Here is a 14,197-nt window from a genome sequence, read left to right as displayed (position 1 = left end):
ATTTTGGGAGCCATATCTGATAGAGCATGTGTGGTTCAGGCGCTTTCGAGGCCCCGATGGTCCACTGGGCAATCTGCCTGGGCGGACGGGCGGGCGGCGGGCTGCTCCACGGTGATGCCGTAGAGGGCCTCCAGGGCCGCCACGTACTCGTCCTGTTGGCCGTTGGCCGCCAGTTCCCGGGCGCGGACCGTAGGCACGTGCAGCAGCTGCTTGACCATGCGGCGGAGTGCGAACTCCACTTCCTCGGCAGCGGCGGTGCAGCCGTGCCGGGCCCGGACTTTTTCCATTTCGGCGTCCAGGACGTTCATGGTGTGGCGGCGGAGGGCAACAATGGCGGAATCCACGGACCGGGCCTCGCGTTCCTGTTCAAAAGCCGTGGCGGCACCCTTGACGATGCTGCTTGCCTGGGCCAGCGATTCGGCCTGTTCCTGCGGTGCGGCGAGGCGGACCGATTCCAGGGTGAGGAGTTCGACGCCGTCCAGATCGCCGACGGCGGGGTCGAAGTCGTGGGTGAGGGCCAGGTCGATGGCGATCAGCGGCTGCGGGGAGTTGGCGCGGACCTGGGCCAGTTCATCGGCCTCCACCCGGGAGTCCGAACCGCTGCAGCCGATCATGACGTCCGCCGCGGCAACGGCGGGATTGAGCGAATCGTCGTCGAGGGCGGTGCCGCCGCGCGTGGCGACGAATCCTTCGGCCCGGCCGGAGGAGGAGAACACGGAGATGTCCGTGCAGCCGCGTTCGCGGAGCAGTGCCATGGTGGCGCCGGCGTAGGCTCCTGTTCCGAAGACCACCACCTTCTTGGTGGACCAGTCCGGGTTTTCAGAAAGATCTGTTGCAAGGTCCAGGGCCACGGACACGATGGACAGTCCGCGTGAACCGAGCGCCGTCTGGGCGCCCACGTCCTTGGCGGTTTTGGAGGCGGCCTGGAACAGCCGGACCAGACCCGCACTTGCGGTGCCTTCATGCTGGGCGGTAATGAGTGCGCGGCGAACCTGGCCTGCGATTTCCCGTTCACCGACGACGGCGGAGTCCAGCCCTGCGCTGACGGCGAAGAGGTGCTGGGTTACTTCAGGGCCGGTGCGGGTGCTGAAGGAGCGGGATACCAGCGGTTCACTCAGGCCACTGGCTTCGCTGATCTGGGCGACTAGCGCTGCCCGGGCGGCCTCTACGTCATCCGGATGGGGCGCCTCGCCATAGATCTCGTAACGGTTGCAGGTGGCAAGGACAACCGCACCCGTCACGGCCGGCGATCCGGAGAGGGCGTTCGTGGCAATCCCGGAGGAACCGTTGCTCAACTGAGCAACGGTCTCAAGATCGATGTCGGCGTGTGTAGCCACCAATGAAAAAAGAACCACAGCAGACCAATCATAGCTTTTTCGTTCCTCGGTAGAACAACTCCCTGCCCAGTCCCGGGGGTACCCGGGCTTGTGATTCCTGCCACGACGGGAAATTTGGCTGCGGGATGACAGGCTGTCGTTATCTTTTGGCGCTGATCTTCGGCAGAATCAATGGCATGACTTCTAGCCCTGCCGTCTCTGCTGCCGGCGCCCTTGCCGCTGACCATCCGCTGCTGGACGGCCGCACCGCGGAATCCCCGCTGATCACCGCCTACCGCGGCGGCAAACCCTCCCGCCGTCCCGTCTGGTTCATGCGGCAGGCGGGGCGTTCCCTGCCCGAGTACCTCAAGGTCCGTGAGGGCATTGCCATGCTGGACTCCTGCCTGCGGCCGGAGCTGGCGTCTGAGATCACGCTCCAGCCGGTCCGCCGGCACGACGTTGACGCAGGCATTTTCTTCTCCGATATCGTCATCCCGCTGAAGCTCGCCGGCGTGGGCGTGGACATCGTTCCGGGAGTAGGTCCTGTCCTTGATAAGCCCGTCCGCACGGCAGCCGATGTGGCAGCGCTGCCGCAGCTGACCTGGGAGGCGCTGGAACCCATCCGGGAAGCCGTCCGGCTGACGGTGGCCGAGCTCGGCAAGACCCCCCTGATCGGTTTTGCCGGCGCCCCTTTCACTTTGGCTGCCTACATGGTGGAGGGCAAGCCCTCCCGTGACCACCTGGGGCCGCGCACCATGATGCACGCTGACCCGGAGACCTGGTCCGCCCTGGCCAACTGGGCTGCGGACGCGTCCGGGATGTTCCTCCGGGCACAGCTTGAGGCAGGAGCCTCCGCGGGCCAGCTGTTCGACTCCTGGGCCGGATCCCTGGGCCTGGCCGACTACACCCGGTACGTCGCGCCTGCCTCAACCCGTGCGCTGGACCACGTGCGGCACCTCGGCGCCCCGCTGGTCCATTTCGGCACCGGAACTTCGGAGCTCCTGGTGGCCATGAAGGATGTGGGTGTCGACGTGGTGGGCGTGGACTACCGGCTGCCCCTTGACGAAGCCAACCGCCGCCTGGGCGGCACCGTACCGCTGCAGGGAAACATTGATCCCGCCCTGCTTCCGGCCCCCTGGGAAATCCTTGAAGCCCACGTCCGCGAGGTCATTGCGGCAGGCTCGTCGGCACCCGGACACGTTGTGAACCTGGGCCACGGCGTGCCCCCCGAGACGGACCCCGATGTCCTGACCCGGGTGGTCAAGCTCATCCACTCCATTTCCCCGGAGTAGTCCGTGGGCAGCGCGCCGGCCACGGCACAGACCGCGCTGGTGGTGGGCGGCGGCATCTCCGGACTGCTCTCCGCGCGGGAACTGGCTCTCGCGGGATACCGGGTCACCGTCCTGGAAGCCGGCAATGAGTGGGGCGGCTGCGTGGGCAGCCATGTGGTGGCCGGCCTCACCCTGGACAGCGGCGCCGAGTCCTTCGCCACAAGGTCCGACGCCGTCGCAAGCCTGGCCGCCGAGCTTGGGCTTGGCGGCAACATCGTTAGTCCCCGGCCGGGAGGTGCGTGGGTCCAGTTGCCGGAAGGTCCGCGGGAACTGCCCAAGACGGGCGTGCTGGGCATCCCCGCCAACCCCTGGGACCCGGAGGTCCGGCGTTCCCTTGGGCTGCTGGGTTCCCTCCGGGCGTCCCTGGACCGGATCCTGCCGGCCTCGGTTGGAACCGGGCAGGAGGTGACCAGCGTGTCAGCCCTGGTGCAAGCCCGGATGGGCACCCGGGTCCTGGAGCGGTTGGTCGCCCCCGTGGTGGGAGGCGTCCACTCGGCCGATCCCGGGCTGCTCGACGTTGACATGGTAGCTCCCGGGCTCCGCGCCCGCCTCCGGCAGCACGGTTCCCTCGCAGCCGCCGTTGCCGCCCAGCGGAGCAGCGCCGCCCCGGCAGCTGCGTCCGCTGAAAGGCAACCCGCCAAAGCCGGCTCCGCCGTCGCCGGCCTGGAAGGCGGCATGCACACGCTGGTCACCGCGCTGATGGAAGCCGTTCGCGGGGAGGGAGTCGCCCTGCTGTCCGGCACACCCGCTGTCGCTATAAACCGCACTCTGGACGGGTGGCACATACAGTCGACCGGATTGGCCTTCGACGCGAACCTGCTGGTGGTGGCGGTGGACGGTCCAGCCGCCGTCGACCTCCTGGCCGGACCGGTGCCCGCCGTCGCCGGCAAGAAACCGGCACCCGGGCCCGACGTCAAGCTCGTGACCCTGGTGCTGGACAATCCCGCCCTCGACCGCCGCCCCCGCGGCACAGGCGTCCTGGTGGCACCGCAGACCCCGGGGATTGCGGCGAAGGCGCTGACGCACGCCACGGGCAAGTGGGACTGGCTGGCCGCAGCTGCGGGCCCCGGCCGGCACGTCCTGCGGCTGTCCTATGGCCGCGTGGACGGCGTTGGGGGGCAGCCGGCCGGTCCCGAAACGGACGATGAACTCCTGGCCGCCTCACTGTGCGACGCCTCAGCCCTGCTGGCTGTGGACATCAGCAGGGAAACCATCCTTGACTGGGACGTGGTCCGCTGGCGCGGGGCCCTGCCGTTCGCCGCCGTTGGCCACCGCGCGAGGGTGGCGGCCATCCGTGAAGCCTGCAACGCGGCGGGCGGCCTTGCCGTGGTGGGCGGCTGGGTTGCCGGCAACGGGCTCGCCGCCGTGGTGTCCGACACGCAACAACAGATCCGGAACCTCGCAAGCTGAACGTCTTCGCTGGTCAGCGCGGGGTTGAGTGCAAACGGCGTATCCGGCGGTTGGTCCAACCCCGTTTCACCGGCTTTCAATTCCTTCTGCTCCATGGTTAGGGTCGATGACTATGGTTCACAACAGGTCCGAGCTTTCAATGTCCCGGACCGGTATCCATGGGGGAATCCGGCGCGGCAGTTATGCAGCGGCGATCGGAGCGGTACTGGTTCTAGCCACAGGCGCCACGGCGTCCCAAGCAGACGAAAGGCTGGCTGATCCCGGCAGCCCCACAATTCCGCTGGCGCAGGAAAAAGGCTCCCAGCCGCCGGAGGCATCCGAGCGGCGCAGCGCCGGTGAGGCCCTGCAGGCAGCGCCGGGCCAGGACAAGGACGGGAAGGACTCCAGCGGCAAGGGGTCAGGCAAGGACAAGTCCGCGCAGGAGACCGCTGTTCCGCGTCCGTCGGCATCGCCCTCCGCCATGGTGCTGTCTTTGCCCCCGGCACTCCTTCCGGCGGTAACCGCTACCCCTTCCCCGACCGCGACGGCGGTCCCCACGCCAACACCGTCGCCTTCCTACGCTCCGACGGGCAGTACCCCTCCTGCGGCTCCATCCACCGGCACCGCACCTGCAGCCGCTCCAACGCAAACGAAATATGGCGCCGCGGCATCGCAGACCGGCCCGGCTTCGTCACCGGCGGCGTCCGCGGCCGCAGCGTCGACAGCCCCCACTGCCCCGGCCGTTCCGGGGACCACGGCCGCAGGGACCCCCGCCGCTGCAGATGCCAGCCAAACGCCGTCTGGTTCCGTCGCCGCTGCGTCCAGTGCATCCGCAAAGGCTCCGGCGGCCCAGCAGTCGCATTCCACCGGCCCGGCCACAAACCCGGCGGCAGGTGCGGCGCCCGGCAGCCAAGCTGGCGGCGCGCCACTGTACAGCACACCCCGGGCCCACTCGGCGTGGACGCCGTACAGCACCGGCGCCGGTGCGCGGAGCAGCGCCACGCTCAAGGCCCAGCCGGAGCCGCGCAGTGCCATGGTGTGGCTCGGGTCCGGACTGGTGGGTGTGGCAGGTGCGGCTGGCCTGGTGCTCTTCCGCCTGCGCAATCTCTAACGCCGGAGCGACTGGGATAGAGGGGAAACGGAGGCCCGGTGTGATCTTGGCCACTTCTACGGGTTGTAGAAGTTCTTGGTTTCGACTTGGCGGGTACTAAAGGGCAAACTTGTAACCATGAGCCACACTTCTGCCGAATCTGTCACTAAAACCGAAGAATCAGCCGAGCAGTTTTTTACCCTCTGGACTGTCTTCAAACGGTCGGAGGCAGTGGTCCGCAGCGCCGATGCCGCCGCCGATTTCGAGGCCCTGTTGCAGCGCCTGGCTGAGGGGCACGTGACCCACCGCGGCAGCTATGACGTCTCCGCCATGCGCGCCGATGCGGACGTCATGGTGTGGCTTCACGGGCCCAAGCCGGAGGCCCTCCAGCAGGCCATCCGCGATATCCGCCGCAGCTCGCTCTTCGCCGGAACCGAGATCGTCTGGTCGGCGATGGGCGTGCACCGCGAGGCGGAGTTCGCCAAGAACCACACGCCTGCTTTCTCCCGCGGCGTCACCCCGGCGGAGTGGCTGTGCGTCTACCCGTTCGTCCGCTCCTACGAGTGGTACATCCTGCCGGAGGAGGAGCGCGGCAAGATGCTCCGTGACCACGGCTTGCTGGGCCGGGACTTCCCCCAGGTCATTTCCAATACCGTGTCCTCCTTCGCGCTCGGCGACTGGGAATGGATCCTCGGCCTGGAGGCCCCCGAACTCGTTGACCTGGTGGACCTCATGCGGCACCTGCGCGCCACCGAGGCGCGCAACCACGTCCGCGAGGAAGTCCCGTTCTACACCGGCCGCCGGATCTCCGCCGACGAGGTAGCCGAGGTGCTGGCATGAGCCCCCTCGATCCCCAGGGCGCCACCGCCGTCAATCCCGTGACGGAGGCGGGCCGGATGGCCCCCAAGAACTACGACGCCGTACTCCTCGCCTCCTTCGGCGGTCCCGAGGGCCAGGAGGATGTGATTCCCTTCCTCCGCAACGTCACCCGCGGCCGCGGGATCCCGGACGAGCGGCTGGAGGAGGTCTCGCACCACTACCGCGCAAACGGCGGCATCAGCCCCATCAACCAGCAGAACCGTGAGCTCAAGGCAGCACTCGAGGCCGAGCTGGCCGCCCGCGGCATCAGCCTCCCCGTGCTGTGGGGCAACCGCAACTGGGCCCCCTACATTCCGGAGACACTTCAGGACGCGTACGACGCCGGCCACCGCCGCCTGCTGATGATCACCACAAGTGCCTACTCCTGCTACTCCAGCTGCCGCCAGTACCGCGAGGACATCGGCATGGCGCTGACCGAGACCGGACTGGACGGACGCCTGGAAGTGGACAAGGTCCGCCAGTACTTCGACCACCCCGGATTCGTGGAGCCGTTCGTGGAAGGGACCGCCGCCGGCCTCGCCGAGGTCCGTGCCAAGCTGGCTGAAGCCGGAACCCCGGATGCCCCCGTCCAGATCCTCTTCGCCACCCACTCCATCCCCACCCGGGATGCCGAAGCTGCCGGCAAGTCCGACGGCGAGCCCCGCGAATTCGAGGAAGGCTCGGCCTATGTGGCGCAGCACCTCGCCACCGCCGCGGCCGTGATGCAGCGGGTGGAGGAGGAATCCGGCCTCACGGCGCCGTGGTCGCTGGTCTACCAGTCGCGCTCCGGCGCCCCGCACGTGCCGTGGCTTGAACCCGACATCAATGACGCCATCGAGGAACTCGCCGGCAAGGGGACCAGGGGCATCGTCATCGTGCCGCTCGGTTTCGTCAGCGACCACATGGAGGTTGTCTGGGACCTGGACACCGAAGCGCTGGAGACCTGCGCCAACCTGGGCCTGGCCGCCACCCGCGTTCCCACCCCGGGCACCCACCGCAAGTTCGTCAACGGCATGGTGGACCTCATCTGCGAACGCACCGAGGCCAACCACATCAGCGAACGTCCGGCAGTGACGGACCTCGGCCCCTGGTACGACGTCTGCCGGCCAGGCTGCTGCGCGAACTTCCGCGGCGAAAAGCCCACCATCGCCGGTGCCGACACCACCGTGGGGACGGGCCATGACCCTTACCCCGCCGTGCCGGCGCAGACGGAAGCATCGCAAGGAGCAGCGCAGCAGTGACTGTCCGGATCGGAACCCGCGCCAGCAAACTGGCCCTGACGCAGACGCAGCAGACCGCGGACCAGCTGGCCGCCGTCGGAGGTTTTCCCGTGGAGCTCGTCCACATCAGGAGCGACGGCGACGTCCTCACCGGCTCGCTGTCGCAGATGGGCGGCACCGGGGTCTTCGTGGCAGCGCTGCGGGACGCGCTGCTGCGGAACGAATGCGATGTGGCCGTCCACTCCCTGAAGGACCTTCCCACCGGGGCAGCCGTGGGGCTCAGCCTGGCGGCCACCCCGCGCCGCGTTGACGTCCGCGACGTCCTCTGCGCCCGGGACGGGCTGAAACTGGCCGATCTGCCCGCCGGCGCCACGGTGGGCACCGGTTCGCCCCGCCGTGCAGCACAGCTCCGCGCGGCCCGGCCCGACCTGGAGATCCTGGACATCCGCGGCAACGTGGACACCCGCCTGGGCCGGGTTCCCGGGCTTCCGGGCAACACCACGGACCAGGTGGTGCCCGGCAAGTCCTGCGACCTCGACGCCGTGGTGCTTGCTGCCGCAGGCCTGGAGCGCATCAACAGGCTGGATGCCGTCAGCGAATTCCTGGAGACCGACGTCATGCTCCCGGCCGCCGGGCAGGGATCCCTGGCCATCGAGTGCCGCACCGCCGACGCCCCGCGGAAGCCCGGCTCAACCGAAGGGTCCCAGGCCGTGCTGGCCCAGGCCCTCGCCGCGCTGGACGACCCGGACACCCGGCTCGCCGTCACGGCGGAGCGGGCCATGCTGGCCCGGCTGGAAGCCGGCTGCGCGGCTCCGGTGGGCGCGTACGCCTACCGGAAGGGCAGCATGCTGCACCTCGAAGGCGTCGTCTGCGCCGTGGACGGCACCGCGTCCGTCCGCGACAAGCGGGCAACCGACGGGCTGACCGAGGTGGGCGCCACCCTTCTGGGCATCGAACTGGCCGAGGTCCTCCTTGCCGCCGGTGCCGCCGACATCGCAGACCTCCAGGCATCCTGACCTTGCCCGGGGGAGTGCCTGCAGGAACATCAGGGGCGGGCAAGCCGCTGGCCGGCGCCCGGGTCCTGATCACCCGGAGCCCGGAGCGGTCACTGGAACTCGTGGCTGCGCTGGAAAAAGCCGGGGCCACCGCCATGCTCCTGCCGCTCATCGACTTCGAACAGGCACCGGACCAGCATTCCCTGGACGTGGCCTGTGACGCACTGGGAGCCGGCGCGTTCGATTGGCTAGTGCTCACCAGCGCAACCACTGTCCATGTGCTCCTCGGCAAAGCCCGGGACCGCGGCCTTTCCCTGCGCCAGTGGGTCCCCGCCGGTACCCGGATTGCTGCCGTGGGACCAGCCACCCGGAGGCTCCTGGAGTCCAACGGCCTGGCGGTGGACCTGACGCCGCGCAGCGAGCAGTCCGCCGCCGGACTGCTCGAGGTCTGGCCCGGCGACGGGAGGGTCCTGCTGCCACAGGCCGACATCGCGGCGCCCGCGCTTGCTGAGGGGCTCGACGCCGCAGGCAGCAAAGTCACGGTGGTGGCCGCCTACCGGACGGTCGGCTACCCCGCGGCAGCCGAGCGCAGGCTCGCCGTTTCGGTGGAGGACGGGGACGCGGGCCGCGTGCCGCCGTCGTACTCCCTGCTTTCGCCGGCAGCGGCCCGGGCGGGGATCGCGGACGGAAGTATCGACGCCGTGCTCGCAGCCTCACCCAGCGCCGTGCGCCGGATCGCAGACCTGGCGCCGCTGCGCGGCTGCCGGCTTGTGGTCATCGGGCGTTCGACGGCGGAACAGGCCGCCGCGCTTGGCCTGCAGGTGGCGGCCGTGGCGGCTGAGCCGACGCCGGAGGGACTCGTAGCTGCCGTCGGGGCTGCCCTTGGAACCGCCGGTTCCGGCGGGGCACCGCACCCGAATCCACCCGGAACAACGTGAAGGACAGGACCATGACATTCCCCAGCCAACGCCCCCGCCGCCTTCGGACCACGCCCGCCATGCGCCGGCTGACCGCCGAAACACGCCTGGCGCCGGCCGAGCTCATCCTTCCCGCCTTCATCCGGGAAGGGCTCACCGAACCGAACCCCATCACTTCCATGCCGGGGGTGGTGCAGCACACCACGGACACCCTGAAGCGCGCCGCCACCGAGGCCGCCGAGCTGGGGCTGGGCGGCATCATGCTGTTCGGCATCCCGGAAAACCGCGACGCCGAGGGCTCGGCCTCGCTGGACCCCGACGGAGTGCTGAACAAGGCCATCCGCGACGTTCGCGCCGAGGTGGGGGACAGCCTGGTGATCATGAGCGACGTGTGCCTGGACGAGTTCACCGACCACGGCCACTGCGGGGTGCTCGACGACGACGGCTACGTCGACAACGACCGCACCGTGGAAATCTACGCGCGCATGGCCGTGGCACAGGCGGACGCCGGCGCCCACATGCTTGGACCCTCCGGCATGATGGACGGACAGATCGCCGCCATCCGGACCGCCCTGGATGGAGCCGGGCACACGAGCACGGCGGTCATCGCCTACTCGGCCAAGTACGCCTCCGCCTTCTACGGACCGTTCCGCGAGGCGGTCGATTCCCAGCTCAAGGGCGACCGGCGGACCTACCAGATGGATGCAGGAAACCGCACCGAGGCGCTGCGGGAAGTGGAACTGGACCTGGCCGAGGGTGCCGACATCGTGATGGTCAAGCCGGCCATGAGCTACTTGGACATCGTGGCCGACGTCGCCGCCATGAGCCCGGTGCCGGTGGCGGCGTACCAGATTTCAGGGGAGTACGCCATGATCGAGGCCGCGGCCGCCAACGGCTGGATCGACAGGCGGGCGGCCATCACCGAATCCGTGCTGGGCATCCGCCGGGCCGGTGCGGGCATGGTGCTGACGTACTGGGCCGCGGAGCTGGCCGGCTGGCTGAAGGAATCCTGATGACGGAGCTGCCCGCGGGACCCACCGAACCTGTAGGGGAGGACCGCATCCTGCTGGGCCTCAACACGTTCGGTGACGTCGGGGTGAAAAAGGACGGCTCCCCGCAGGCGCATGCCGAAGTCCTGCGGCAGCTGCTGGAACAGGCCGACCTTGCGGACGCCGTCGGACTTCACGCCTTCGGTGTGGGGGAGCACCACCGGAAGGACTACGCGGTATCCGCGCCGGAAGTCTTCCTGGCTGCTGCGGCGGCCCGCACCACCAGGATCCGCCTGGGTTCGGCCGTCACCGTCCTCAGCTCGGACGATCCCATCCGTGTCTTCCAGCGCTTCTCAACGGTGGACGCCATCTCCAACGGCCGCGCCGAGGTCATGCTGGGCCGCGGCTCGTTCGTGGAATCGTTCCCCCTCTTCGGGTTCGACCTCGCCGATTACGAGGTCCTCTTCGAGGAGAAGCTGGAACTGTTCAGCAAGGTGCGTTTGCAGCAGCCGGTCCACTGGGAAGGACGGACACGGCCGGCCCTGGCCGGGCTCAGCGTCTACCCACCCCTGGAACACCACCTGCTGCCCACTTGGATCGGCGTCGGCGGCACCCCTGAATCGGTGCTCCGGTGCGCCCACTACGGCTACCCGATCATCTTCGCCATCATCGGCGGCCAGCCGCGTGCTTTCCGTCGGCTGGCAGACCTGTACCGCGAGGCCATGGCTAAATATGGGCACCCGATGCAGCAGATGGCCACGCATTCGCCGGGGCACGTCGCCCCCACGGACGAGCAGGCGCGCGAGGAGTTCTATCCGCACTGGCTCACGTTGCGGAACCGGCTGGGCGCCGAACGCGGCTGGGGCCCTGCCGGCCGTCCCGAGTTCGACGCCATGTGCGCACCGGAGGGCGCCCTGTACGTCGGCTCCCCGGAGACGGTGGCCCGGAAGATTGCCCTGCTCAAGCAGAACCTGGGGGTGGACCGCTTCGACCTGAAGTACAGCAGCGGGCCACTGCCGCATTCGGCAATGATGCGCTCGATTGAGCTGATGGGAACGGCGGTGGCGCCCAAGGTGGCGGAACTACTCGGCAGCTGACATGCCGGCTAACTGAGAGAATAGGAACCATGACTTCCAGCAATCCTCGCAACGAGGCATTATTCGACCGCGCCCGCCAGCTGATGCCGGGCGGCGTCAACTCGCCCGTCCGCGCCTTCGGCTCCGTGGGCGGAACGCCCCGCTTCATGGTGGCCGCCAAGGGCGCCTACCTGACGGACGCGGACGGCAAGGAATACGTTGACCTGGTCTGCTCCTGGGGCCCTGCGCTGCTGGGCCACGCACACCCGGCCGTGCTGGACGCGGTCCATGCCGCGGTTGACCGCGGACTGTCCTTCGGCGCCTCCACTCCGGACGAGGCCAACCTGGCCGAAATCGTCAAGGAACGCGTGCCCGCCGTCGAACGCCTCCGGATGGTGTCCACCGGCACCGAAGCCACAATGACCGCCGTCCGGCTGGCCCGCGGCTTCACGGGGCGCAACCTGATCATCAAGTTCGCGGGCTGCTACCACGGCCACCTGGACGGGTTGCTGGCATCAGCCGGGTCCGGCGTCGCAACCCTCGCCCTGCCAGGTTCCGCAGGTGTCACCGAGGCGACCGCCGCGGAAACCCTGGTCCTGCCGTACAACGACCTCACCGCCGTCAAGGAAGCATTCGCTGCGCACGGCCCCAACATCGCAGCCGTCATTACCGAGGCCGCCCCGGCCAACATGGGCGTGGTGACCCCGGAAGAGGGCTTCAACCTGGGGCTGTCCAGGATCACCCGGGAACACGGGGCCCTGCTCATCGTGGACGAGGTGCTCACGGGCTTCCGCACCGGCTACTCCGGCTACTGGGGACTGACCGGCGGAGCGCCCGACGCCGCCGATCCCTGGACCCCGGACCTGCTCACATTCGGCAAGGTCATTGGCGGCGGCATGCCGACGGCGGCACTTGGCGGACGCGCCGACGTCATGGACCACCTGGCTCCCACAGGGCCCGTCTACCAGGCGGGAACGCTGTCCGGAAACCCGGTTGCCATGGCCGCCGGTGTTGCCACACTGACCAACGCCACCCGCGACGTCTACTCCTACATTGACACCCGCTCGCTGGAACTGTCCTCGGCTCTTTCCAGCGCCCTGGACGCCGCCGGGGTGGACCACTCCATCCAGTTCGCCGGAAACCTGTTCTCGGTGGCCTTCGGAACCTCCAGGCACGGCGTCCACAACTACGCCGACGCCCAAGCCCAGGAGGCTTTCCGGTACGCGACATTCTTCCACTCCATGCTGGAGTCCGGCGTCTACCTGCCGCCGTCGGTGTTCGAGGCCTGGTTCCTCTCCGCAGCCCACGACGACGCCGCTATGAACCGGATTTTCGACGCCCTGCCCGCCGCGGCAGCGGCAGCCGCTGCGGCCCGGCCGTAATTCCGGCCGCCGGGCGGGTTCCGCCGTCGCCGGCTTAAACGGCAAATCCCCGCGTCCCGGACCAATCCACCCACCATGTGTGGGGGGAAAGGCCCGGGACGCGGGGATTTCTTGTCTTCGGCTAGAGGACGTCCGAAAGGAAGCCCTTAAGCCGGTCGGTGCGCGGTGCGGTGAAAATCTGCTCCGGCGGACCGGACTCCACCACGACACCCGCGTCCATGAACGTGACGTTATCCGAGACGTTGCGGGAGAAGCCCATTTCGTGGGTCACCACCACCATGGTCATGCCGCCCTTCGCCAGGTCCGCCATGAGGGCGAGGACACCCTTGACCAGTTCGGGGTCAAGGGCCGACGTGGCCTCATCGAAGAACATGACCTCCGGCTTCATGGCCAGAGCCCGGGCAATCGCCACGCGCTGCTGCTGGCCGCCGGACAGGTTGGCCGGACGGGAATCGGCCTTGTGCTTCAGGCCCACCAGGTCCAGCTGCTCCAGGGCTTCGGCACGGGCCTGGTCCTTGGGCAGCTTCCGGAGCTTACGGAGGGCCAGCGACACGTTGTCCACCACGGTCTTGTGCGGGAACAGGTTGAACTGCTGGAACACCATGCCGATCCGCTGCCGGAGTTCGTCCGGGTTATCCTTCAGGACGGAACGCCCATCCAGCAGGATGTCACCCTGGTCGGGCTCGATCAGGCGGTTCATGACGCGCAGCAGCGTGGACTTGCCGGACCCGGACGGGCCGATGACCGAGGCTGTGGTGCCCTTTTCCACGTGCAGGTCGATCCCGCGCAGAACGTGGTTGTGGCCAAACGATAGGTGCAGGTTCTTGCCGGTCAGGGTTCCGGAAGCGAATTCCGTCATGCGTGTGCCCCCTTGCCGATAGGTGCTGCCAGTTCGTCCGGCTCCTTCTTCTCCGGCTTGCCGGTACGCAGCCGGTGGTCGATGAAGTTCACGAAGTGGGTGAGCGGGACGGTCAGGATCAGGTATAGGACACCGGCGGCCACCAGCGGTGACAGGTTGCCGGTGTTGGCCATGGCATCGTTGCCGATCCGGAAGATCTCACGGTCGGAGGCAGCCAGGCCCAGCATGAACACCAGCGAGGAGTCCTTCAGCAGCGAGATGAACTGGTTCACCAGGGCGGGAAGGACCCGCCGGATGCCCTGGGGCACCACTACCAGGCGCATGGAGCTGCCGTAGCTGAACCCGAGGGCCCGCGAGGCCTCCAGCTGGCCCTTCTCAACGCTCTGGATACCAGACCGGAAGATCTCGCCGATGTAGGCGGCGGCGATCAGGGTCAGGGCCAGGATCCCCAGGGGATACGGGTTCCGCGAACCCGTGATTTCCCTGGCGATCGGACTGAGGCCGATGCCGATCACCAGGATCACCAGGATGGCCGGCAGGCCGCGGAAGATGTCGGTGTAAATGCGTGCCGCCCACCGGGCCCCCGCGTTGCGGGAAATGCCCATCATGGCCAGCAGCAGCCCCAGCAGGGATCCAAAGATGCCTGAGGCAATGGCCAGCATCAGGGTGTTGGGCAGGCCCACCATGAACAGGGCGGGAATGACTTTGGTCATTTCCTCCCAGTTGAAGAAGGTGTCGGCAAGCTGGTCCAGGAGATCCATAAACGTCCCGGCTC

The 14,197-nt window shown here is 68.4% G+C and carries 13 protein-coding genes; 10 read left to right on the top strand and 3 right to left on the bottom strand.

Going from position 1 to position 14,197, the window contains the following annotated elements:
- Positions 1–35: 35 nt before the first annotated feature.
- Positions 36–1,355, bottom strand: coding sequence for a glutamyl-tRNA reductase (locus tag AC5RU7_RS02050; protein ID WP_494050877.1), 1,320 nt, complete (start codon positions 1,353–1,355; stop codon positions 36–38).
- 158 nt (positions 1,356–1,513) lie between these two features.
- Here AC5RU7_RS02050 and hemE point away from each other — a divergent pair, with 158 nt between their 5' ends.
- From hemE to hemL, 10 genes are all read left to right on the top strand, one after another.
- Positions 1,514–2,608 (top strand): uroporphyrinogen decarboxylase, encoded by a 1,095-nt coding sequence (gene hemE / locus AC5RU7_RS02045; protein ID WP_494050876.1) that lies wholly within the window; start codon positions 1,514–1,516, stop codon positions 2,606–2,608.
- A gap of 3 nt (positions 2,609–2,611) precedes the next feature.
- Positions 2,612–4,057 (top strand): protoporphyrinogen oxidase, encoded by a 1,446-nt coding sequence (gene hemG / locus AC5RU7_RS02040; protein WP_494050875.1) that lies wholly within the window; start codon positions 2,612–2,614, stop codon positions 4,055–4,057.
- Positions 4,058–4,169: 112 nt separating this feature from the next.
- On the top strand, positions 4,170–5,147 hold the full coding sequence (locus AC5RU7_RS02035; RefSeq protein WP_494050874.1) for a hypothetical protein: 978 nt from the start codon (positions 4,170–4,172) through the stop codon (positions 5,145–5,147).
- A 117-nt stretch (positions 5,148–5,264) separates the two neighbouring features.
- Positions 5,265–5,966, top strand: coding sequence for a hydrogen peroxide-dependent heme synthase (gene hemQ / locus AC5RU7_RS02030; RefSeq protein ID WP_494050873.1), 702 nt, complete (start codon positions 5,265–5,267; stop codon positions 5,964–5,966).
- Positions 5,963–7,225 (top strand): ferrochelatase, encoded by a 1,263-nt coding sequence (locus tag AC5RU7_RS02025; RefSeq protein WP_494050872.1) that lies wholly within the window; start codon positions 5,963–5,965, stop codon positions 7,223–7,225. Before hemQ ends, AC5RU7_RS02025 begins: the two co-directional genes overlap by 4 nt.
- Positions 7,222–8,220 carry a hydroxymethylbilane synthase gene (gene hemC, locus AC5RU7_RS02020; protein WP_494008782.1) on the top strand — a complete coding sequence of 333 codons (999 nt, stop codon included), beginning with the start codon at positions 7,222–7,224 and terminating at the stop codon, positions 8,218–8,220. Before AC5RU7_RS02025 ends, hemC begins: the two co-directional genes overlap by 4 nt.
- A 14-nt stretch (positions 8,221–8,234) precedes the next feature.
- Positions 8,235–9,137: a uroporphyrinogen-III synthase gene (locus AC5RU7_RS02015; protein WP_494050871.1), complete on the top strand. Its 903-nt coding sequence runs from the start codon at positions 8,235–8,237 to the stop codon at positions 9,135–9,137.
- An 11-nt stretch (positions 9,138–9,148) separates the two neighbouring features.
- Positions 9,149–10,129 carry a porphobilinogen synthase gene (hemB, locus tag AC5RU7_RS02010; RefSeq protein ID WP_494050870.1) on the top strand — a complete coding sequence of 327 codons (981 nt, stop codon included), beginning with the start codon at positions 9,149–9,151 and terminating at the stop codon, positions 10,127–10,129.
- Positions 10,129–11,202, top strand: coding sequence for an LLM class flavin-dependent oxidoreductase (locus AC5RU7_RS02005; protein ID WP_494050869.1), 1,074 nt, complete (start codon positions 10,129–10,131; stop codon positions 11,200–11,202). The genes hemB and AC5RU7_RS02005 overlap by 1 nt, the downstream gene beginning before the upstream one ends.
- A 29-nt stretch (positions 11,203–11,231) precedes the next feature.
- Positions 11,232–12,563, top strand: coding sequence for a glutamate-1-semialdehyde 2,1-aminomutase (gene hemL / locus AC5RU7_RS02000; protein ID WP_494050868.1), 1,332 nt, complete (start codon positions 11,232–11,234; stop codon positions 12,561–12,563).
- A 121-nt stretch (positions 12,564–12,684) separates the two neighbouring features.
- Here the strand turns inward: hemL and AC5RU7_RS01995 are convergent, their stop codons facing one another.
- Entirely contained in the window at positions 12,685–13,422 is a 738-nt protein-coding gene (locus AC5RU7_RS01995; RefSeq protein ID WP_494008777.1) for an amino acid ABC transporter ATP-binding protein, read from the bottom strand.
- The gene (locus tag AC5RU7_RS01990) at positions 13,419–14,183 is read right to left on the bottom strand and encodes an amino acid ABC transporter permease (protein WP_494050867.1); all 765 of its coding nucleotides are present in this window, start codon (positions 14,181–14,183) and stop codon (positions 13,419–13,421) included. Before AC5RU7_RS01990 ends, AC5RU7_RS01995 begins: the two co-directional genes overlap by 4 nt.
- Between the last annotated feature and the right edge of the window lie 14 nt (positions 14,184–14,197).

Source organism: Arthrobacter sp. K410C (genome assembly GCF_059090105.1).
The sequence above is the reverse complement of the archived record's forward strand: the minus strand, read 5'-3'. Positions and strand labels throughout refer to the sequence as shown.

Bases quoted from the DNA above. Each gene is read 5' to 3' on its own strand.
- AC5RU7_RS02005 (WP_494050869.1), top strand. From the start codon at position 10,129: ATGACGGAGCTGCCCGCGGGACCCACCGAACCTGTAGGGGAGGACCGC.
- AC5RU7_RS02025 (WP_494050872.1), top strand. From the start codon at position 5,963: ATGAGCCCCCTCGATCCCCAGGGCGCCACCGCCGTCAATCCCGTGACG.
- AC5RU7_RS01995 (WP_494008777.1), bottom strand. From the start codon at position 13,422: ATGACGGAATTCGCTTCCGGAACCCTGACCGGCAAGAACCTGCACCTA.
- AC5RU7_RS01990 (WP_494050867.1), bottom strand. From the start codon at position 14,183: ATGGATCTCCTGGACCAGCTTGCCGACACCTTCTTCAACTGGGAGGAA.
- hemQ (WP_494050873.1), top strand. From the start codon at position 5,265: ATGAGCCACACTTCTGCCGAATCTGTCACTAAAACCGAAGAATCAGCC.
- hemB (WP_494050870.1), top strand. From the start codon at position 9,149: ATGACATTCCCCAGCCAACGCCCCCGCCGCCTTCGGACCACGCCCGCC.
- AC5RU7_RS02035 (WP_494050874.1), top strand. From the start codon at position 4,170: ATGGTTCACAACAGGTCCGAGCTTTCAATGTCCCGGACCGGTATCCAT.
- hemL (WP_494050868.1), top strand. From the start codon at position 11,232: ATGACTTCCAGCAATCCTCGCAACGAGGCATTATTCGACCGCGCCCGC.
- hemE (WP_494050876.1), top strand. From the start codon at position 1,514: ATGACTTCTAGCCCTGCCGTCTCTGCTGCCGGCGCCCTTGCCGCTGAC.